Here is a 17,237-nt window from a genome sequence, read left to right on the forward strand (position 1 = left end):
AGCGGGCCTACGACCCCTGTCGCAGCTTCGCGAGTACCTTCAGGCCGCCATAGCCATCCGCCGGCGTGATGCCGGCGCGCTGCTGAAAATCCTTGACCGCCTTCATCGTATCGTTGCCGACGCGGCCGTCGGTGCCGCCGGTATCGAAGCCGGCCTTGGTCAGGCGCGTTTGCATCTCCTGCACCTCGGCCAGCGTCAGCGCGCGCTCCGAGCCCGGAAAGGGTTGTATGAAGGGAGGCCCTCCCAGGCAGCGATCGCCGAGATGGCAGATCGCGAGCGCATAGTTCATGGAAGGGTTATAGCTCTTCACCGAATAGAAGTTCGGTCCCAGTAGGAAGGTCGGGCCGCCCGCAACAGGCGTCCACATCTGCGCGGATGCGTTCGGCTGTGGAAATGGATGGCCGTCGGCGCGGGTGATGCCGGCCGCCTGCCACGCCGCATAGGTGCGGCTTCCGCTCATGTTGCCGGGCGCGCGCACCTCGTAGCCCCAATGCTCGCCGCGATGCCATTTGCCGCGATTGACGAGGTACTTCGCCGTCGAGCCCAACGCGTCGTCGGGCTTGCCGAACGGCGACACCTTGCCGTCGCCGTCATAGTCGATGCCGACATTGAGCCAGACCTCCGGCATCCATTGCGAATGTCCCATCGCGCCGGCCCAGGATCCCCGCATTTCTTCCGGCGTGCTCCAGCCCTTGTCGACGATCCGCAGCGCGTTGATCAACTCGGTCTCCCAATAGGCCTTGCGGCGCGGCTCGTTCCAGGCGAGCGCTGCGAGCGAGGGAAACACCGGCCTCATGTGGTTCTGCTGCACCAGGGGATCGCCATAGGCGGACTCGACGCCCCACAGCGCCAGCAGCGTTCCGCGTTCCACGCCGAAATCGCGCTCGATGCGGGCGAGCAACGCCTCGTTGTTCTTCAGCGCGATCTTGCCGTTGATGATGCGCCAGTCCGAGACGCGGCGATTGATGTATTGCCAGACCTGCTCGCGGAATTCGGGCTGGTTGCGCATCTGCTTGAACACGCTCATGTCCGGCTCGACCCGTCCCATCGCGCGCTGCCATGTCGCGGCGGAAATACCTTTCGCCATCGCGCGTGCGCGAAAGCTCTCGCGCCAATCGTCGAAGCCCGGAGGCACGGCGAGAGCGCGTGTCGGGACGGCGAGCAAGGCGGCTGCACCGAACGCCGATTGGAGGAGGGCGCGGCGAGTTGGATGAGGCGAGGAATCAGCGTGCTTCATGGGCGCATTCTAGCCGGAAACATGGCGCGTGTGAGTCGGTTCCTGGAACGGCAGCGATGTGAGAATTCTGCCTGATTGCGTCGGCAGTTCCCACCGGAACAAGTGTCGCACTCCCGCATTCCCTCCACACACCGGGAAGGAGGAGAAGATGAGGGAATATCTGCTTGCCGCAGCCATGGTCACCGCCGTTGCAGCGCCTGTGTTCGCCGATGAGGTCGGCGTTCACGTCGGCCCGGTCGGCGCGGGCGTAACGGTCGGACAGTCCCACGAATATCGTGAGCGCGACCGCGACCACGACCGCACCACCGTCATCAGGGAACGCGAGCCCGCCGACCGCACCACGGTGATCAAGAAGGAAGACGAATTCGGCAATCGCAGCAAGACCGTCATTCACGACAACGACTGACGGAGCAGGGTCCCGGCTTGATGCCGGGGCCTTTCTTCGCACGATCGGCAATTCGAATCGGGGTCGAATGAAGATACGCACGCATGCGGAAAGCCATGTCGTCGAACTCGACGACGGATCGCAATGGCAGATCTTTCCCGGCGACCTCGCGACCACGCTGAGCTGGAAGCCCGAAACCGATTTGCGTCTCGAGCAGAGCGGTGATCGGATGAGTTCGCACGTGCTGGTGAATACCGCCGACCAAAGCCGGGTGCGGGTGATCGCGGCGGACGAGACCTGGCCCGACGGCGAGGTCAAGGATGCGTTGAAAGGCGGATAGCCGCGCTGCTGCAGAGGCCGCAATCAACGACTGGGAATGTCAATCGCCTAATCCTCCTGCAGATCAGCCGCGATTCCGGCAAGCCAGCGCCGTATCGTGGTTTCCGCTTTTGAATCCAAATCCCGAGCGAGGCGCTTCTCCAATTCGAGCACACGCTGCCGGCACGCCTTCAACAGCGTCGCGCCGCGCGGCGTCAGCGTCCATTGCTGGATGCGGCCGTGGACGGGATGAGGTGTCATCACGATCGCGCCGTCGCGTTCGAGGTTGCGGACGATGACGCCGACGGTCTGAGGCGTGAGGAAGGTGAGGCGGGCGACATCGGCCCCCGACAAGCCCGGATAGGCGTTGAGCATCGTCAACACCGCGAATTGCGGCGATGTCACGCCGAGATCGGCGAGAGCCCGTTCCATCGTGAGGCGAACCGCGGCATGGGCCTGACGCAGGAGATAGCCGAGATAACCTTGCTCGCCGCGCTTGCCTTCGCCGGGAGCGGGTACGCGCACGTCGTCGGCAGGCGCGGGTGCCTTGCGCACCGTTTTCGGTCTTGTGATGGCAGCAGACTTGCGTATCATATTCAGGGCTCTTATAAGTTATAAGCACACTTATAACAATACGAGGTGAACGGCAATGTCACACGCCCGCAGCGAATACGAGGATTTCAAGAGGATCGCCCCGGACGCGTACGATGTGGTGCTTGCGCTGGGCCAGCTTGCAGCCAAGGCCGGCCTCGACAAGCAGCTGCTCGAGCTCATCAAGCTGCGCGCCTCGCAGATCAATGGCTGCGCCTTCTGCGTGCAGCACCACGTCCTGCTGTCGGAACGGATCGGGGTTCCCGTCGACAAGCTCCATCTGGTCGCGGTCTGGCGCGAGGCGCCGATCTTCTCTGCGCGCGAGCGCGCGGCGCTGGCTTGGGCGGAGGCCTTGACGCTGCTGCCCGGCGGGGTCAGCGAGGAGGTCTATTCGGAGGCGGCGCGCGAGTTCTCCGAAACCGAGCTGACCTATCTGACCTCGGCGGTCGCCTCGATCAACGTTTGGAACCGGTTCGGTGCAGCGTATCGCTGGACGCCGGCCAAGCGGCCGGTCACGGCGAACGCTGCGGCATCCTGATTGCAGGACAGGGAGATCGGCATGACAGCAATGAGTTTGGCCGCTGCGCAGCGCCCGATGCCGTCGCGTTCGATGGCGATCGCCGGCATTGGCGGCCTCGCCTGCGCTCTTGTGATCGGCAAGGTGCTGCCGGTGACGATCGACCGGGTATCGGGAGCGTTGGCGCCGCTCTGCGCCACTGCGGCCGAGAGCTCGCCGCTCGACAAGGTCGAGCCGATCGGCTCCTACGCGCTTCCGAACGTCCCGGGCAAGCGCGTCACGATCGTGCGTGTGTCCTACGGTCCGGGCGGGTTTTCGCGGCCGCATCGTCACGCGGGCTCGGTGACGGCCTACATCACCAAGGGCGAGATCCGCTCGCAGCTCGGCAGCGGCCCGGTCGAGACGTTCGGCGTCGGCCAGTCCTTTTTCGAGCCGCCGGGCTCGACGCATCTGGTGTCGGCCAATGCCAGTATGACGGAGCCGGCGGAGTTGATAGCGGTGTTCGTCGCAGACGAGGGCGCGCAACTGACGACGTTCCTGGAGTAGCTGCACTCGCGATCCCGCCACCGCAATGTTCAGGCCGATCGCGATCGCCCCAACCGTTTCCATGCCGGTGCGAGACCGTATTCGACGGCCGGAATCGCAAGTGCGCCGACAAGCAGTCCAAGCACGCCCGAGATGGCTGCCTCGACCGACCATTCGATGATGCCCGCAACGGCGGGAAGGAGGTGTGCGGCGGCCTCGGTCGCGGCATGGACCGTTCGGCCGATCACGGGCGGGCCGTACCTTTCGATGCCGTGCAGGATGATGCCGCCGCCGACCCAGATCATGGCGGCGGTGCCGATGGTGCTCAGCACGGTCAGGAAGATGGGCATGCCGCGGACGAGCGCGCGTCCAAGCAAGCGGATTCCGCTCCCAATGATCGAGGCGCCGTCATAGCGGGCAAGGGCCATGCCGACATCGTCCGCCTTCACGATCACGGCTACCACGCCGTAGACCCCGACGGTGATAAAGAGGCCGACCAGCGCCAGCACCAGTGCCTGCGTCCAGATGCTGCCCGCCGGGAGGGCAGCCAGTGTGATCGCCATGATTTCCGCCGACAGGATGAAATCGGTCTTGATGGCGCTCGCGACCTTCTCGTCCTCGACCGACCGGGCATTCAACGCAATCGGCTGGAGTTGAGCTTCGTGGTGGTGCGCATGATGCGGCAGCACGGCTTCGAGCACCTTCTCGGCGCCCTCGTAGCAGAGAAAGGCTCCGCCCAGCATGAGCAGCGGCGTGACCGCGGCGGGAAGGAAATAGCCAAGCAGCAGGGCAATGGGGAGCAGAATCAGCAACTTGTTGCGCAGCGATCCGACCGCAATCTTGCCGACGATCGGCAGTTCGCGTTTCGAGGCAAAGCCGATGACGTAGTTCGGCGTGACGGCCGCGTCATCGATGACCACGCCTGCCGCCTTCGTGCCCGCTTTGGCGGCCTGGCTCGCCACGTCGTCGAGCGAGGCTGCTGCCATCTTTGCAATCGCCGCGACATCGTCGAGAAGACCGATCAGTCCGACACTCATGAATCGTGTCCCTTCTTTCGTTGCGAGCCGGCGGGTGTGCGCGACGACACGCTCTTGCACCGCGCGGCATCGAAACGAGCAAACGTCAATTGTCCTCGCCGCCCGATCCCTCGCGCAGGTCCGGCTTGATCACGTCCTCCGGCAGCGCATGGGCGACCGGCTGCGCCGTGTCTGCGATCTCCGGGCCGACTTCGCGGCCGCGGGCGCGGATCAGGCTTTCGTAAGCCGAGACCAGCGTGACGTAGGGGCTGACCCAGATCCAGCCGTCGCGTGTGAACACCTGCACATCGAAATGCAGGTGCATCGACGTGCCGGCGGGATGGTCGAGATAGTTCGAGATCACGCCGATTTTCTCGCCTTCGGTGACGATGCGGCCATTGAGCACGCCATCGGCGTTCATCGCCTGCGGATTCATGTGCATGTAGCGGAAACGGATGTGCTCGGTGCGACCATTGACTTGAAGTGTCGCTGCCTGGTCCCTGGCTCCGCGGATGACGATCGCGTCACGCACGGCGACGACGGCGCGCTGCTTGGGATCGCAGGGCTCGCGGCCTTCGCCGGGCGGCGGGCAGTCGGCGGCGCGGATGTCCTCGCCCTGGTGGCCGTAGCCTCCGCCACATTGCCACACCTCGAAACTGCGCGACTCGCAGAAATTGTCGCGCCAGGGATAGGCGGTCGGACCTTCGCTCTTGTCGCGCTTGCCGTAGGATTGGGAGCGTACGAAGGCGGGCGCCTTATCGAGGGGAAAGCGGATCTGGGCATAGGCCATCATATCGGGATGGCCGCCTTGCTTGCGGTAGCCGGTGTTCGGGATGATGTCGCCGCTCGGCCGGTAGCTGAAGTCCGGCGAACGCCCCGCTGGACGGTCGAGGACGTTGGAGGCAATGTCCATCAATGGCCGCATGCGCTGGCCACCGGCGATACGCAGGGCCTTCAAGAAGCGCTCGGCGACTGGATAGGCTTCCTTGCAGGCGAGCCGCCGCGGCTTGGCGACGCTGTCGAGACACTGGATCGACACCACGTAGGCGACGCCGAAGCGGGTGAAAGCATAGCGCACATAGCCTTCCCGGATGAACTTGCGCAGGTCCGGATAGGTTGCCGCGAGTGGCTTGACCGGCTCGCCCTTGCCGCCGGCTGGATCGGCGATGTCGTAGACGAGCGCCGATCCCGTGATGTGCACCTCGACCGGCCTTGCGAACACCCGGCTCGGCATACCCTCACCGGCGCCGGGATCGAACGAGAAGGTCGCGCTGTAGCCGGCTGGACCTGCATCGAACATGTCGACGGGATTGAAGTCGGCCTGGTAGCGCGACAGCGTGAGCGTTGCCGGCGCGCCGCTGCGCTGCGCCTCGATGTACGCGGCAGCGTCGAACGGCAGCAGCACGGGTACGGGACTTCGGGTAATGCCGGTGAAGAAACGCGAGGAGATCGCGTTGAGCTGCACCAGCGCGGGCACCGCGCGCGGATCGTAGCGCGGCACCGAACGTCGGGGTGCGAAGATGAAGTCGCCCGCGATCTGGGGGCGACTGTTGATCTCGACACGGAGCTGGTCGAACGCTGCGCGCCAGTCGACGCGCAGGGCCGTGAGCGAGGGGCCGCGGAATTCATCCGCAGCGACCGGCGCGGCAGCGAGGAGCGACAGCGACGCCAGGAGAAGCGAGACGAAGCGGAAACTGTTCCTGCCCACTGCCTCGCCCCCCGGCGGTACCTGTTCCGATCCTCGATTGCCCGGTTAGTCCTTGGCGCGCTCGGCGTAGGAGCCGTCTTCGGTCATCACTACCACGCGGGTTCCGACCGAGATGTGCGGCGGCACCGTGGTGCGCACGCCGTTGGAGAGAACCGCGGGCTTGTAGGAGGAGGAGGCGGTCTGACCCTTGGTCACGGGTTCGGTTTCTACCACTTCCAGCGTCACACGCTGCGGCAGCGCGATCGACACCGGGTTGGTGTCGTGCATGGACAGCTTGACCGTCATGCTCTCCTGGAGATACGCGGCGGCGTCGCCGACGACGTCCTTCGAGACCTGGACCTGGTCATAGGTCTCAGGGTTCATGAAGTGGTAGCCGTCGCCATCCTCATAGAGATAGGTGTAGTTGCGTTCTTCGATCGTGGCCTTTTCGACCTGGTCGGTGGTCTTGTAGCGTTCGGAGATCTTTACCCCGTCAGAGATTCGGCGCATTTCGATCTGGCTGACCGGGGTGCCCTTGCCGGGATGGATGTTCTCGGCGCTCACGACGACATAAAGCTTGCCGTCTTGCTCGATCACGTTGCCCTTGCGAATAGAACTGGCGATGACTCTCAAAGCTGTATTTCCTGCTTGCTTGGCCCGGCTGGGGCCAGGACGTGGTCAAATTGATGGGGGACTTGGGGCCTCAAATCGGACCTCGGCGCCCGTTTCGGGCCGCAACATACTGATTTTGCCGTTGGATGCCAGCACTTTGCTGTTGGCTGGGGCGGTCGGTTGATGGCTGGGGACAAGCCGATGTCGCCGTTCTGGTCGCCCGGCAGGCACATCGACCGGCGGCCGTTCCTCCAGGCCAGGGGCGCCGTGACCGGAGCTTTACGGGCCTTTTTCGCCGAACAAGGCTTCATGGAGGTCGAAACCTCGGTCCTTCAGGTCTCCCCTGGCAACGAGACTCATCTGCACGCCCCCCGGACCGAGATCATGCGGCCCGACGGCAGCCGGGCACGCCGATACCTGCGGACCTCGCCGGAATTCGCCTGCAAGAAGCTGCTGTCGGCGGGCGAGACTCGGATTTTCGAGTTCGCCCGGGTGTTCCGGGACCGAGAGCGCGGTGACCTGCATCTGCCCGAATTCACCATGCTGGAGTGGTACCGGGCGGGCGCCCCCTATGACGCCATCATGGCCGATTGCGTCGTCGTCATCGCCCGTGCGGCGCAGGCGACGGGCATCGGGACCTTCTCCTTCCGTGGCCGGACCGCCGATCCCTTCGCCGAGCCGGAACTCCTGACCGTCGCGGGCGCCTTCGAGCGCTTCGTCGGCATCGACCTGCTGTCGACAATCTCGGGCGGCGAGGGTAACCGTGCCGCGCTCGCCGCGGCGGCCCGCGGCAAGGTCCGCGTGGCCGAGGACGACACATGGTCCGACATCTTCAGCAAGGTCCTGGTCGAGCACGTCGAGCCGAATCTCGGGCAGGGGCGTTTGAGCATCCTGTTTGAATACCCATCTCCAGAGGCGGCGCTGGCGCGGGTGAAGGCGGACGACCCGAGGGTCGCCGAGCGATTCGAGGTCTATGCGTGCGGCGTCGAGCTCGCCAACGGCTTTGGCGAACTGACCGATGCCAACGAGCAGCGAAAGCGCTTCACGGAATCGATGACGGAGAAGCAGCGCCGCTACGGCGAAGCCTATCCGCTCGACGAGGACTTTCTGGCTGCGGTCGCCGCAATGCCGGAGGCGAGTGGTGTCGCGCTCGGCTTCGACCGGCTGGTCATGCTGGCGAGCGGCGCAACACGAATTGATCAGGTGGTGTGGACACCGCCCGCGGATGAGAGATGACGAAGACGAATCTTGCGCGCACTCTGCGCGAACCTGCCGAGCTCGTTGCCGAGGGTTTGGCCCCCGCAGCGGCGCTGCCGGCGCTCGAACGCGTTGCCGCGCGCTATGCCGTGGCGATCACGCCGGCGCTGGTCGATCTGATCGACACCAGCGATCCCGACGATCCCATCGCGCGACAATTCGTTCCCAGCGCAGCCGAGCTGGACCTGAAGCCGGGCGAGAACGCCGATCCGATCGGCGACCACCCGCATTCGCCAACTCCCGGGATCGTGCACCGCTATCCCGACCGCGTGTTGTTCAAGCTCGTTCACGTCTGCGCAGTCTATTGCCGCTTCTGCTTCCGCCGCGAGATGGTGGGACCCGGCAAGGAGAATGCTCTGTCGGACAGCGCTTATGGCGCAGCGATAGACTACATCCGAGCACACGACGAGATCTGGGAAGTGATTCTGACCGGCGGCGATCCCCTGATGCTGTCGCCGCGGCGGATGAGCGAGATTATGGCCGATCTGGCCGCGATCGATCACGTCAAGATCATCCGTCTTCACACCCGCGTACCGGTGGCCGAACCCGCGCGCGTCAGCGAGGAGATGGTTGCGGCATTGAAGGTCGCAGGTGCGACCACCTGGCTGGCGGTGCACGCCAACCACGCGCGCGAACTGGCGGGGCCCGCGCGTGCTGCCTGTGCACGGCTCGTCGATGCTGGAATTCCCTTGGTGAGCCAGTCCGTCCTGTTGCGCGGCGTCAATGACGACATCGCCGCTCTGTCGAATTTGATGCGAGCTTTCGTCGAATGCCGGATCAAGCCCTACTATCTGCATCACGGCGATCTCGCGCCGGGCACCGCGCATCTGCGAACGACGCTGGCGGAGGGACAGGACTTGATGCGGAAATTGCGCGGGCGGGTGTCAGGACTATGTCAGCCGGACTATGTCATCGACATTCCAGGCGGTGCCGGCAAATCGCCCGTGGGGCCAGGTTACGTATTGGCGCCGCAAAATACCGCACCCGATGCGGATGATGCGGGAGCCGAAACGCGCTATCGTATCTTGGATTATTGCGGCGACGTTCATCTTTACCCGCCCGAAATCTGAGCGGGGTAGAGAGGGCGCCGATTTGAGAATGGAGCACTGAAAATGCAGAAGATCATGGTGGCAGCATCGCTCGTGGTCTTGCTTGGAGGCGAGGCGGTTGCGCAGCCCAACGGCTCGAAGGGATCGACCTCCGGCGGCGCAAGCCGTGGGACGGCGTGGCCGGCGCCTGTTGGTCACCGCCAGCCGCGTGCGGCTGACGTGCCGAGTGAGAAGAATTTGAGCGATCCGAACACCCCCGCGAACAAGGAAGATGCGGAGCTCGATCGCAAGATCAAGAGCATCTGCCGCGGCTGCTGATTGCTTCACCTCTCCCGAGGGGAGAGGTCGGATCGCATCAAAGATGCGATCCGGGTGAGGGGATACGCTCTCACCAAACGATGCGGCCGCTCACCCCGATTGCTGCGCAATCCGACCTCTCCCGTCGGGGAGAGGTGAGAAGCGACCCAACCAGCCGAGTCATTTCAGGCCGACCGTTCGTGCCGCCCTGCCCGCAGGGTGTTGCGGCGGATCTCGACGGCGTCCGCGAGTTGCTCGAGCGCGCTCGCCGTGGTCGGCCAGTCGATGCAGCCGTCGGTGATGCTCTGGCCGTAGGTGAGCGGCTTGCCCGGCACCACGTCCTGGCGACCGGCGACGATGTTGCTCTCGATCATAGCGCCCATGATGCGGCTCTCGCCGCCGGAGATCTGACTGGCGATGTCGGCTATCACCAGCGGCTGGTTCTCCGGCTTCTTGCTCGAATTGGCGTGGCTTGCATCGATCATCACGAGCGGCGCGACGCCGGATTTGGTCAATTCGTTGCAGGCGGCCGCAACGCTTGCTGCGTCGTAGTTGGGCTTGCTGCCGCCGCGCAGGATGATGTGGCAGTCCTCGTTGCCGGCGGTCGAGGCGATCGCCGAACGGCCGAGCTTCGTCACCGCCATGAAATGATGCGGATGCGAGGCCGACTTCACCGCGTCCGCCGCGATCCGCACATTGCCGTCGGTGCCGTTCTTGAAGCCGACCGGGCAGGACAGCCCCGAGGCCAGCTCGCGATGGATCTGGCTCTCGGTCGTGCGTGCGCCGATTGCGGCCCAGGAGACGAGGTCGGCGATGTATTGCGGCGTCGTCATGTCCAGGAATTCGGTCCCGGCGGGCAGGCCGAGATTGTTCACGGCGGACAGCACGTTACGCGCCAGCCGCAGGCCCCTGTTGATGTCGAAGCTGCCGTCGAGATTGGGGTCGTTGATCAGGCCCTTCCAGCCGACGGTGGTCCGCGGCTTCTCGAAATAGACACGCATCACGATCTCGAGTTGATCGGCAAGGTCCTCGCGCAAGCGTGCAAGGCGCTCGGCGTAGTCGAGCGCGGCCTCGGGATCATGCACCGAGCAGGGGCCGACCACGACCAGCAGGCGGTCGTCCTGGCCGCCCAGGATGGCGTGGATGGCGTTACGGGCGGCCATCACCACGCGCGTCGCGGTGAGCGTGCGCGGGACCTCCCGCATCACCTCTTCCGGCGTGCTCAGTTCTTTCAGTTCGCGGATACGAAGATCGTCGGTCGTGCTCAGCACGGCGGGCTCCTGTCTGTTTTAGAACCTGCCGGCCAATAAAAAAGCCGCCAGGTCTGGCGGCTTGTTCGGACGTTTGCTGCAATGTGTCAGATTGAGCGCGATCCTCCCGCCGCCAGCGAGCTGTCGTAGCTAAAGTACCAAAAATAGCTGGTGGCGACGGTGATCATGGCGGGCCATATAGCGTGCCGCTGGCGGGTTGTCACCCCCCAATCGGCGTGTACGCGGAGCCTCAGGTCTTGCTGTTGCGTGCCGCCATTGCCATGCCGATCAAGGTGGCGCCGCCGAACAGCAGGTTGATACCGACGAGGACGCCGATCGCCCAGTCCGCCGAGCTCGGCAGTCCCGTGATCACCATGAATGAGATCGCGATGTCGACGAGGCCGGAGACCAGCAGCCACGACCAGCGGCCGCTCAACTCGCGGCGGTGCTCCAGCGCGTACATGATGGTGGCGATGCCCTCGGCGAGGAAATAGGCGCCGAGCACGATGGTCAGCGTCAGCACCGCCTGCATCGGCCGGGCCAGCAGCAGCATGCCGGTGAGCACGGCCAGAGCGGCCGAGATCAGCGACCACCAGAAGCCCGGCGTGCTGCGCGCCCAATAGGTCGCGATCAGTCCGCCGATGCCGCCGATCAGGAACATCCAGCCGAGGAAGATCGCGGTCGCAAGACTCGCGAGCGGCGGGAGGACCAAAGCGGCAATGCCGAGAACCACGAGCAGGATGCCCTCGAACAGGAAGGCCTTCCAATGCGTCTTGACCGCCTGGTTCATTGCGGATTGCAGCCGTGAAAATTCCTCAGGCGATGTCATGAAGTCCTCGATCTCGTCAGCAGCCCATGCAGCTCAATCTAGTGTGTGTCCACCGCGCTTGCCATCGTGCGGCTCAGCCGCCGCCGGGCGCCGAGGAAAAGCCTTCCGCGCTGGTGCGGATCCGGTTGCGGCCGAGAACGTAGATCGCCGTCGTGACAATCAGAAGCGCCAGGCCGAGCAGGATCGAGACGAAACCAATCGGGATCAGCGCCAGCGTCAGGTTGCGCTCGGGGTCGATCAGCCAGTGATGGATCGAGGTCAGCACGAAGGCGAGCCCCAGAAACCCGAGGCCGCCGCCGGCCAGCAGCAGCGCCCACATCCGGCGGAGCTGGCTGAGCCGCTCGCGCGCGACATCGGTCCGCGGCGCATGGTGGCGCGCGACGCGCCGGACCAGGCGGATAGCGAAAGCAATCGAGCCGAAGCCGACCAAGAGGCTCGCGGCGCCCAGCCACATCCGGAGCGTCGGATCCAGATCGGGCATGCGCTGGAGCGCCAGCAACGGGAAGTCGAAGGCCGAATGCAGCGCGAGCGGACCGGCGAAGATCAGTAGCCGGCTGGAGAGGCGTGCCCAGTCGCGATGGCGGCGGTTCGCGCCCAGTGCCGTGCCGGCGCGCGCGATGGTCAGGTAGGCGCCCGCGATGATGCCGAGTGCGCCGTGGAAGGGCACGGTCAGCACGCTGCGCAGGGCGGCCAGCGAGCGCCACATCTCCGCGTGCTGGACCAGATAGGCGAGGTTCTCGTAGGCGGCGAAGCCGAGGCCGACCGCGGCGCCATAGACCACGGTGTCCATCGGATTGGAGAAGGTCCGCCGCTTGGTCGACGAAACCAGCACGATGGCGATCACCTTGACGGCCTCCTCAGGCAGCGCGACGCCGAAGATCGAATGCATGGCCAGCGCGGCCCAGGGGTCGTCGGGGGCTGCGACCATCTTGGCGAAGGGGGCGCGGGCGAGGCCCAGCAGCGAAATGCTGGCCGCGCCGAGCAGGAAGGCAGTCCAGACCTGGGCCGGCGGGCCGGGGCGCTCTTCGGCAGCGATGACAAGCCACAGCATCAGCAGCGCCGGGGCGATGGCGGCAGTTCCAATGACGGTGGGGAGCGCTTCAATCAGGTACATCGGCGCCGAAAATAGGTTCCCTTGATCCGCTTATCTACGTCGGCCGATGCGACCATGTGTCATGCGCCCGCTGTCGGTTCGCTTAACGCGTGCGACAGCTGCCGTTCATCCCGGTCGCCTGCGAAGAAGTAGAGTACATGCGCAATCAATTGCATGACAAAAAATGCTCGTCATCCATGGCAACGACCGCGCGTCGGATGGCGGGTCGAGATTGGCAAGCCAGATCAAGGAAATGCGCAGGTTTCTTCGATTCACTGCGCATCTGTCCCGGCGGCGGATCCGCAGGCGGGATGGTCTTTCTCTCTCTCCGGGGCCGACGCGGCGGCTGGTGACCTAGTCCCGCTTCCTTGTACGCTCGCGGGGCGGGCAGCGACTCGGCGGCCCCGAATCCGTTCGTCAATGCGTTGGGAGCGGCGACGGCGCGGCGGGAGCGACGTCGAAGGCGCCGAGATGGAACTCTTCGCCGATCGATGCGTCCGGATCGGCCGGTTGCGCCAGCAGGGTGAACGCGGCCTGGGGGTATCGCTTCCAGATCTCGATATCGCCGGCGGTGATGGTGAGCCAGCCGAACGTGTACATGTAGCGTCCGGGCTCGGTGACCCGGCCGACCCTGTCCCAGGTGATCTTATCAACGGTGATCTTATCAACTGTGATCTTGTCGACTGCCATTCGGTCCCCCGAGCGCAAGTCTGCACATGATGTCCGGCCCGAGGCACAGACCTACATAAGCTGAGACCGCATTGGGGCCGCGATAGGGCAGCGATGCGGTGGATCAGGCCGGCTGCGATGAGCGCACGATCAGGCGGACGAGGTCGTCACGGGACTGCTTCTCGGCGAATTTGACCGCAAAGCCGTGCGCGAATTTGCGGATCACCCGCCCGACGCAGGCGCCGACCGCGAGCGGGGTTCCGACCGGCGGATCGTACTCTGAGGACACCGCGACGCCGGCCGTCGAGACGTCGATGATGAAGCACGAATGGGTGCTGCCGTCCGCGAGGGTCAGGACGGTGTGCGAGACCTGCGGAACGAAGCGCGCATCACGCCGCAGCTCGCGAACGCTGGCATCCTTCTGCTTCTTCTCGAGCCAGGTCAGCTTCTCTGACATCCAGGCGCGCCGCGCCCGCGTCATGTCGAGCTCCATCAGGAAGCCCGCCTTCAGTGTCGCGCTGATGGTGCACTGGAATTCGCCGAAATCCTGGAAGTAGGAGGTCACGCGCTCGCCGACCTTGCCGACGACAGGCACGTCCACGATCATGCGGAAGGGCGAGACGCGCTTGGTCCGGCAGGCAAAGCTGCGGAGCTTGCCCTCGCAATCGTACCAGCGGGGCAGCGAGTAGCTGCCGCTCACGGCGACGTCCACCGCTCGCTGCCTGAGGAACTCTGCGACGGACATGAACGCCGATCTGTTTTGGATGATTCCCGTAGTTCCACGCGTAGCGGCCAAACTCTAAGCAATTGACACCGGCACTCATGAGCAGGGGTAAATTTCCGGTAAATGCAGGGGCGGAAACCGCGCGATCATTCGCGGCGTAACGTCACAATGCCGTCGTCGCGCGATGCCATGTGCTCGAGCATCCTGGCGCGCCGGCCTGGCGCATAGGGGGCCGTACGATGCATCAAGGGCGGCGGCTGCGGGGCAGTGCCGGAGTGGCCTTTCGGGATGGTCTCGCGCTGCTCCATGGGCCTGTACCGATTCCGATCGGATGTTGGTCGGAGGCCGGAGGCCGGGAGGTTCATGCGGCGGGGCGGATTTGTCGCCTTTGGCGAGCCTCGCGCAGCTGGCGCTCCCTAGCGGAATCGAACCGCTCTCTCCACCGTGAAAGGGTGGCGTCCTAACCGATAGACGAAGGGAGCAAACGCAGGCCCCGCCGCTTTCCGCGGCACGGCCGCTGGCCGGCCGAACAGGGCCCGGCGGCTTGCAGCGGGCGAACGTATAGTGGCCTTTGCGCTCCCGGGCAAGCCGTTCGGGAACGGACTTTTGGCACCCGTGGACAGCGCCGGTCCCGGGATTATCAGGAGGCGATTTCAACGGTTTCTTAGGGTTCCCTGCGTAGCGCTGGAGCGGGAGATTTTCCAATGCCACCGCCGAAAAAGCGCGCAGCCCGCAAGCTGCTGTCGCAGCACGCCTGGATCACGCTCGACGGCGGCTTCGCCGCGCGGCATTGCCTGGTCCAGGACATTTCGGACACGGGCGCGAAGATCACGATGGACGAGGACGCCAGTCAGCTTCCGGGCGTGATCCGGATGGCGTTCGCACGCGACGCGCGCACCGGGCGGAGCTGTCAGGTGGTCTGGCGCCGCGGCAAGTCGGCCGGCGTCAGGTTCATCTGATCGCGGACGCGGCGATGGCGCGCGGCACCTGTCCGGGTTAGAACGCCGCCATGCGCACGCTGCTCCTCATCCTGATCTCGTTCGCGGCGACATCTGCGGCCGCCGCGGAGGCCTTGCGCCTGCCGCCTGCCGAGCGGCCGCTAGCGGGCCGGGAGACCGGAAGGGCGCTGCCGCTGAAGGGCGCCGCCGCCAAGGCAAAGGCGGGCTCCTGCGCCTCCTACGGCCCGCGCTTCGTCATGGTCGAGGGCACCGGGACCTGCGTGAAGATCGGTGGCTCGATCAGCATCGACACCAGCGTCAGGCGCTAGCGCCCATGCCGGCGGATCTGGTGCGGCTCGACCTCATCGTTCCCGTGCTGATGTACTGCGCGTTGCTGTGGTGGGTCGGCCGCGGGCTGAGCTGGACGGCCCGGCTGGCGACCGCCGTGGTGACGCTGGTGCTCATCATCGCCGTCCTGCTGGTCGAGCGCGGCTGGCGCTGAAGCCCCGACAAAACTGCGAAAACAACCCCATGCACAGTAGCCAAGTCACGGGCAAACGCAGGTCATTGCGTTTTTAGGAATTTGCGAAGATGGCTTTGACGCGTCGGGCAAAACAGGGGTATGATGTCATCGTTGAAAGGTGCGGCCGATAGATCGCGCGGCTTGCTCAGACATCACCTCCGCTCGCGCGGATCGCCGCAGCTTGCACCCTGCCGGCGGTCACGACATCGGCGGTGCGACGAATTGAGCAAATCCGGGCCGTTTGCCGAGCTCGGCGAGCCAGCGGGTGAGGTGCGGCTTCGCGGGCCGGCTGATGCCTTCGACGCCGAGCCAGCGACGTGCATAGGACCCGATCGCGATGTCGGCCAGCGTGAACGCATCACCCTCGATGAAGCGGCGCGATGAGAGCAGGCGGTCGGCGATGGCCCAGACCTCGGCGGCGGCATCGGCATCGCGCTGCACCTGGATCATGTCGCGCTCGGCGGGCGCCGTGCGCACGATGCCCCAGAACACCGGGCGGTCGACCGGCTGCACGGTCGACAGCGTCCAGTCGAGCCAGCGGTCGACCGAGGCGCGCTGCTTCGGCGCCTCCGGGTAGATCGGCGTGCCGCTTCCATGCGCGAGGCAGAGGTAGCGCATGATCGAATTGGACTCCCACAGCACGAAGTCGCCCTCGACCAGCGTCGGGATCCGCGCATTGGGGTTCATCGCGAGATAGTCCGTCTCGCGGGTCTTGCCGTATTGCATGCCCGCGTCGATGCGCTCGCAAGCGAGGTCAAGCTCGGTGAGACACCACAGCACCTTCTGCACGTTGACCGAATTGGCGCGGCCCCAGATCGTCAGCTTGGTATCAGGCATGAAGCGTCTCCCCGCATTGTCGCTTGCCGCGGGTGATAGCGGAATTCGCTGCGCGGAGCGATGCGCGATTGCGGCGCGCCCCTCATGCAAAAAGCTCCGCACGCGGCGGAGCTTTCGTTGCAAAGTTCAACCTGACGGTCAGCGGCCGAAGAACAGCCACAACAGAATGATCACCGGGATCGGCACGCCAATCATCCACAGCAATAGCCCTCTCGCCATCGCATCCTCCTCCAATTGTCTCACTGGAGGGTGAACGCGGGCCGTGAGCGCTTGTTCCCGCGCGCAGACCTACCAGTGACCGGTGTTCGGCATCGACGCCCAGGGCTCCTGCGGCGGCTTCGGATCGCCCTTCTGCAACAGCTCGATCGAGTGCAGGTCCGGCGAGCGCACGAAGGCCATGTTGCCGTCGCGCGGGGGACGGTTGATGGTGACGCCGGCCTTCATCAGCTTCTCGCAAGTGGCGTAGATGTCGTCGACCTCATAGGCGAGATGGCCGAAGAAGCGATCCTCGCCGTAGGTCTCCTCGTCCCAATTGTAAGTGAGCTCGACCAGCGGCGCCCCGCGCGTCGGCGGCTGCTTCTTCAGCGCCTCGAGATCGTCCGCCGTGCACAGGAACACCAGTGTGAAGCGCCCCTTGTCGTTCTCGATCCGCCGCACCTCCTTCAAGCCGAATGCATCAACATAGAATTTCAGCGCGACATCGAGATTGCGCACGCGCAGCATGGTGTGGAGGTATCGCATGGGTGGGGCTCCCTGGAACGGGTGGAGGGTTTTGTCTTGGGCCGGGACGGCGGGGGTAGGAAATAGCAGGAAAAGGCGAGCAGGGGCAGGGGGCGAGGACACGTAAGGGAGAAGCGTCGGCGGCAAGCGCGCGGAGATGAAG

At 65.1% G+C, this 17,237-nt stretch carries 22 protein-coding genes and 1 tRNA gene; 10 read left to right on the forward strand and 13 right to left on the reverse strand.

All coding sequences use genetic code 11. The features are described 5' to 3' along the window. Positions 1-7: 7 nt before the first annotated feature. Entirely contained in the window at positions 8-1,237 is a 1,230-nt protein-coding gene (locus ACSHT2_RS02140) for a lytic murein transglycosylase (protein WP_440640178.1), read from the reverse strand. Between the two features lie 148 nt (positions 1,238-1,385). Here ACSHT2_RS02140 and ACSHT2_RS02145 point away from each other — a divergent pair, with 148 nt between their 5' ends. Together ACSHT2_RS02145 and ACSHT2_RS02150 are read left to right on the forward strand one after the other, a co-directional pair. Beyond that, positions 1,386-1,643 (forward strand): hypothetical protein, encoded by a 258-nt coding sequence (locus ACSHT2_RS02145; protein WP_440640179.1) that lies wholly within the window; start codon positions 1,386-1,388, stop codon positions 1,641-1,643. A 67-nt stretch (positions 1,644-1,710) separates the two neighbouring features. Beyond that, positions 1,711-1,962 (forward strand): hypothetical protein, encoded by a 252-nt coding sequence (locus ACSHT2_RS02150; protein ID WP_440640180.1) that lies wholly within the window; start codon positions 1,711-1,713, stop codon positions 1,960-1,962. Between the two features lie 47 nt (positions 1,963-2,009). Here ACSHT2_RS02150 and ACSHT2_RS02155 read toward each other — a convergent pair whose 3' ends face one another. Beyond that, complete coding sequence (locus tag ACSHT2_RS02155) at positions 2,010-2,534, reverse strand: MarR family winged helix-turn-helix transcriptional regulator (RefSeq protein ID WP_440640181.1); 525 nt, start codon at positions 2,532-2,534, stop codon at positions 2,010-2,012. A 55-nt stretch (positions 2,535-2,589) separates the two neighbouring features. On the opposite strand from ACSHT2_RS02155, the gene ACSHT2_RS02160 reads away from it, so the two are divergent. Together ACSHT2_RS02160 and ACSHT2_RS02165 are read left to right on the forward strand one after the other, a co-directional pair. Beyond that, positions 2,590-3,069 carry a carboxymuconolactone decarboxylase family protein gene (locus ACSHT2_RS02160; protein WP_440640182.1) on the forward strand — a complete coding sequence of 160 codons (480 nt, stop codon included), beginning with the start codon at positions 2,590-2,592 and terminating at the stop codon, positions 3,067-3,069. A gap of 21 nt (positions 3,070-3,090) precedes the next feature. Beyond that, entirely contained in the window at positions 3,091-3,594 is a 504-nt protein-coding gene (locus ACSHT2_RS02165) for a cupin domain-containing protein (protein ID WP_440640183.1), read from the forward strand. Positions 3,595-3,623: 29 nt separating this feature from the next. Here the strand turns inward: ACSHT2_RS02165 and ACSHT2_RS02170 are convergent, their stop codons facing one another. The 3 genes from ACSHT2_RS02170 to efp all read right to left on the reverse strand — a co-directional run bounded on the left by ACSHT2_RS02170 (position 3,624) and on the right by efp (position 6,909). Then, a complete protein-coding gene (locus ACSHT2_RS02170) occupies positions 3,624-4,610 on the reverse strand; it encodes a DUF808 domain-containing protein (RefSeq protein WP_440640184.1) in 987 nt (328 codons plus the stop codon). Between the two features lie 85 nt (positions 4,611-4,695). Continuing rightward, the gene (locus ACSHT2_RS02175; protein ID WP_440640185.1) at positions 4,696-6,297 is read right to left on the reverse strand and encodes a M23 family peptidase; all 1,602 of its coding nucleotides are present in this window, start codon (positions 6,295-6,297) and stop codon (positions 4,696-4,698) included. 45 nt (positions 6,298-6,342) lie between these two features. Further along, entirely contained in the window at positions 6,343-6,909 is a 567-nt protein-coding gene (gene efp / locus ACSHT2_RS02180) for an elongation factor P (RefSeq protein WP_271530628.1), read from the reverse strand. A gap of 162 nt (positions 6,910-7,071) precedes the next feature. On the opposite strand from efp, the gene epmA reads away from it, so the two are divergent. The 3 genes from epmA to ACSHT2_RS02195 are packed head-to-tail and all read left to right on the forward strand — an operon-like array spanning position 7,072 to position 9,512. After that, complete coding sequence (epmA, locus tag ACSHT2_RS02185) at positions 7,072-8,124, forward strand: EF-P lysine aminoacylase EpmA (protein ID WP_440640186.1); 1,053 nt, start codon at positions 7,072-7,074, stop codon at positions 8,122-8,124. Continuing rightward, a complete protein-coding gene (locus tag ACSHT2_RS02190) occupies positions 8,121-9,215 on the forward strand; it encodes a lysine-2,3-aminomutase-like protein (protein WP_440640187.1) in 1,095 nt (364 codons plus the stop codon). The genes epmA and ACSHT2_RS02190 overlap by 4 nt, the downstream gene beginning before the upstream one ends. A 42-nt stretch (positions 9,216-9,257) precedes the next feature. After that, positions 9,258-9,512, forward strand: coding sequence for a hypothetical protein (locus ACSHT2_RS02195; protein WP_440640188.1), 255 nt, complete (start codon positions 9,258-9,260; stop codon positions 9,510-9,512). A 164-nt stretch (positions 9,513-9,676) separates the two neighbouring features. On the opposite strand, the gene ACSHT2_RS02200 is transcribed toward ACSHT2_RS02195, so the two are convergent. From ACSHT2_RS02200 to ACSHT2_RS02225, 6 genes are all read right to left on the reverse strand, one after another. Next, complete coding sequence (locus tag ACSHT2_RS02200; RefSeq protein WP_440640189.1) at positions 9,677-10,762, reverse strand: 3-deoxy-7-phosphoheptulonate synthase; 1,086 nt, start codon at positions 10,760-10,762, stop codon at positions 9,677-9,679. Between the two features lie 229 nt (positions 10,763-10,991). After that, positions 10,992-11,570: an HdeD family acid-resistance protein gene (locus ACSHT2_RS02205; protein WP_440640190.1), complete on the reverse strand. Its 579-nt coding sequence runs from the start codon at positions 11,568-11,570 to the stop codon at positions 10,992-10,994. Between the two features lie 73 nt (positions 11,571-11,643). Next, entirely contained in the window at positions 11,644-12,684 is a 1,041-nt protein-coding gene (locus ACSHT2_RS02210; RefSeq protein WP_440640191.1) for a PrsW family intramembrane metalloprotease, read from the reverse strand. Between the two features lie 396 nt (positions 12,685-13,080). Beyond that, positions 13,081-13,353: a hypothetical protein gene (locus tag ACSHT2_RS02215; protein ID WP_440640192.1), complete on the reverse strand. Its 273-nt coding sequence runs from the start codon at positions 13,351-13,353 to the stop codon at positions 13,081-13,083. A 103-nt stretch (positions 13,354-13,456) separates the two neighbouring features. Next, complete coding sequence (locus tag ACSHT2_RS02220) at positions 13,457-14,077, reverse strand: PilZ domain-containing protein (RefSeq protein WP_440640193.1); 621 nt, start codon at positions 14,075-14,077, stop codon at positions 13,457-13,459. Positions 14,078-14,463: 386 nt separating this feature from the next. Beyond that, positions 14,464-14,538 (reverse strand) — tRNA-Glu (locus tag ACSHT2_RS02225). 222 nt (positions 14,539-14,760) lie between these two features. Here ACSHT2_RS02225 and ACSHT2_RS02230 point away from each other — a divergent pair. From ACSHT2_RS02230 to ACSHT2_RS02240, 3 genes are read left to right on the forward strand one after another with little or no spacing between them, the layout of a single operon-like run. Further along, a complete protein-coding gene (locus tag ACSHT2_RS02230) occupies positions 14,761-15,015 on the forward strand; it encodes a PilZ domain-containing protein (protein ID WP_440640194.1) in 255 nt (84 codons plus the stop codon). A gap of 50 nt (positions 15,016-15,065) precedes the next feature. Continuing rightward, on the forward strand, positions 15,066-15,323 hold the full coding sequence (locus ACSHT2_RS02235) for a hypothetical protein (protein WP_440640195.1): 258 nt from the start codon (positions 15,066-15,068) through the stop codon (positions 15,321-15,323). A 5-nt stretch (positions 15,324-15,328) separates the two neighbouring features. Beyond that, positions 15,329-15,496, forward strand: coding sequence for a hypothetical protein (locus tag ACSHT2_RS02240; protein WP_319337001.1), 168 nt, complete (start codon positions 15,329-15,331; stop codon positions 15,494-15,496). Between the two features lie 219 nt (positions 15,497-15,715). Here the strand turns inward: ACSHT2_RS02240 and ACSHT2_RS02245 are convergent, their stop codons facing one another. Together ACSHT2_RS02245 and ACSHT2_RS02250 are read right to left on the reverse strand one after the other, a co-directional pair. Continuing rightward, the gene (locus ACSHT2_RS02245) at positions 15,716-16,354 is read right to left on the reverse strand and encodes a glutathione S-transferase family protein (RefSeq protein WP_440640196.1); all 639 of its coding nucleotides are present in this window, start codon (positions 16,352-16,354) and stop codon (positions 15,716-15,718) included. A 288-nt stretch (positions 16,355-16,642) separates the two neighbouring features. Then, the gene (locus ACSHT2_RS02250; protein WP_440640197.1) at positions 16,643-17,095 is read right to left on the reverse strand and encodes a VOC family protein; all 453 of its coding nucleotides are present in this window, start codon (positions 17,093-17,095) and stop codon (positions 16,643-16,645) included. Positions 17,096-17,237 lie beyond the last annotated feature (142 nt).

The sequence above is a fragment of the Bradyrhizobium sp. PUT101 genome (assembly GCF_052043945.1).
Taxonomy (GTDB): domain Bacteria; phylum Pseudomonadota; class Alphaproteobacteria; order Rhizobiales; family Xanthobacteraceae; genus Bradyrhizobium.

What these genes read in the sequence shown, in the direction of transcription:
- ACSHT2_RS02230 (WP_440640194.1), top strand. Translation starts at nt 14,761, where the DNA reads ATGCCACCGCCGAAAAAGCGCGCAGCCCGCAAGCTGCTGTCGCAGCAC.
- ACSHT2_RS02155 (WP_440640181.1), bottom strand. Translation starts at nt 2,534, where the DNA reads ATGATACGCAAGTCTGCTGCCATCACAAGACCGAAAACGGTGCGCAAG.
- ACSHT2_RS02160 (WP_440640182.1), top strand. Translation starts at nt 2,590, where the DNA reads ATGTCACACGCCCGCAGCGAATACGAGGATTTCAAGAGGATCGCCCCG.
- ACSHT2_RS02145 (WP_440640179.1), top strand. Translation starts at nt 1,386, where the DNA reads ATGAGGGAATATCTGCTTGCCGCAGCCATGGTCACCGCCGTTGCAGCG.
- ACSHT2_RS02190 (WP_440640187.1), top strand. Translation starts at nt 8,121, where the DNA reads ATGACGAAGACGAATCTTGCGCGCACTCTGCGCGAACCTGCCGAGCTC.
- ACSHT2_RS02220 (WP_440640193.1), bottom strand. Translation starts at nt 14,077, where the DNA reads ATGTCCGTCGCAGAGTTCCTCAGGCAGCGAGCGGTGGACGTCGCCGTG.
- ACSHT2_RS02250 (WP_440640197.1), bottom strand. Translation starts at nt 17,095, where the DNA reads ATGCGATACCTCCACACCATGCTGCGCGTGCGCAATCTCGATGTCGCG.
- epmA (WP_440640186.1), top strand. Translation starts at nt 7,072, where the DNA reads ATGGCTGGGGACAAGCCGATGTCGCCGTTCTGGTCGCCCGGCAGGCAC.
- ACSHT2_RS02210 (WP_440640191.1), bottom strand. Translation starts at nt 12,684, where the DNA reads ATGTACCTGATTGAAGCGCTCCCCACCGTCATTGGAACTGCCGCCATC.
- ACSHT2_RS02170 (WP_440640184.1), bottom strand. Translation starts at nt 4,610, where the DNA reads ATGAGTGTCGGACTGATCGGTCTTCTCGACGATGTCGCGGCGATTGCA.
- ACSHT2_RS02205 (WP_440640190.1), bottom strand. Translation starts at nt 11,570, where the DNA reads ATGACATCGCCTGAGGAATTTTCACGGCTGCAATCCGCAATGAACCAG.
- ACSHT2_RS02150 (WP_440640180.1), top strand. Translation starts at nt 1,711, where the DNA reads ATGAAGATACGCACGCATGCGGAAAGCCATGTCGTCGAACTCGACGAC.
- ACSHT2_RS02140 (WP_440640178.1), bottom strand. Translation starts at nt 1,237, where the DNA reads ATGAAGCACGCTGATTCCTCGCCTCATCCAACTCGCCGCGCCCTCCTC.
- ACSHT2_RS02245 (WP_440640196.1), bottom strand. Translation starts at nt 16,354, where the DNA reads ATGCCTGATACCAAGCTGACGATCTGGGGCCGCGCCAATTCGGTCAAC.
- ACSHT2_RS02195 (WP_440640188.1), top strand. Translation starts at nt 9,258, where the DNA reads ATGCAGAAGATCATGGTGGCAGCATCGCTCGTGGTCTTGCTTGGAGGC.
- ACSHT2_RS02165 (WP_440640183.1), top strand. Translation starts at nt 3,091, where the DNA reads ATGACAGCAATGAGTTTGGCCGCTGCGCAGCGCCCGATGCCGTCGCGT.
- ACSHT2_RS02215 (WP_440640192.1), bottom strand. Translation starts at nt 13,353, where the DNA reads ATGGCAGTCGACAAGATCACAGTTGATAAGATCACCGTTGATAAGATC.
- ACSHT2_RS02235 (WP_440640195.1), top strand. Translation starts at nt 15,066, where the DNA reads ATGCGCACGCTGCTCCTCATCCTGATCTCGTTCGCGGCGACATCTGCG.
- ACSHT2_RS02240 (WP_319337001.1), top strand. Translation starts at nt 15,329, where the DNA reads ATGCCGGCGGATCTGGTGCGGCTCGACCTCATCGTTCCCGTGCTGATG.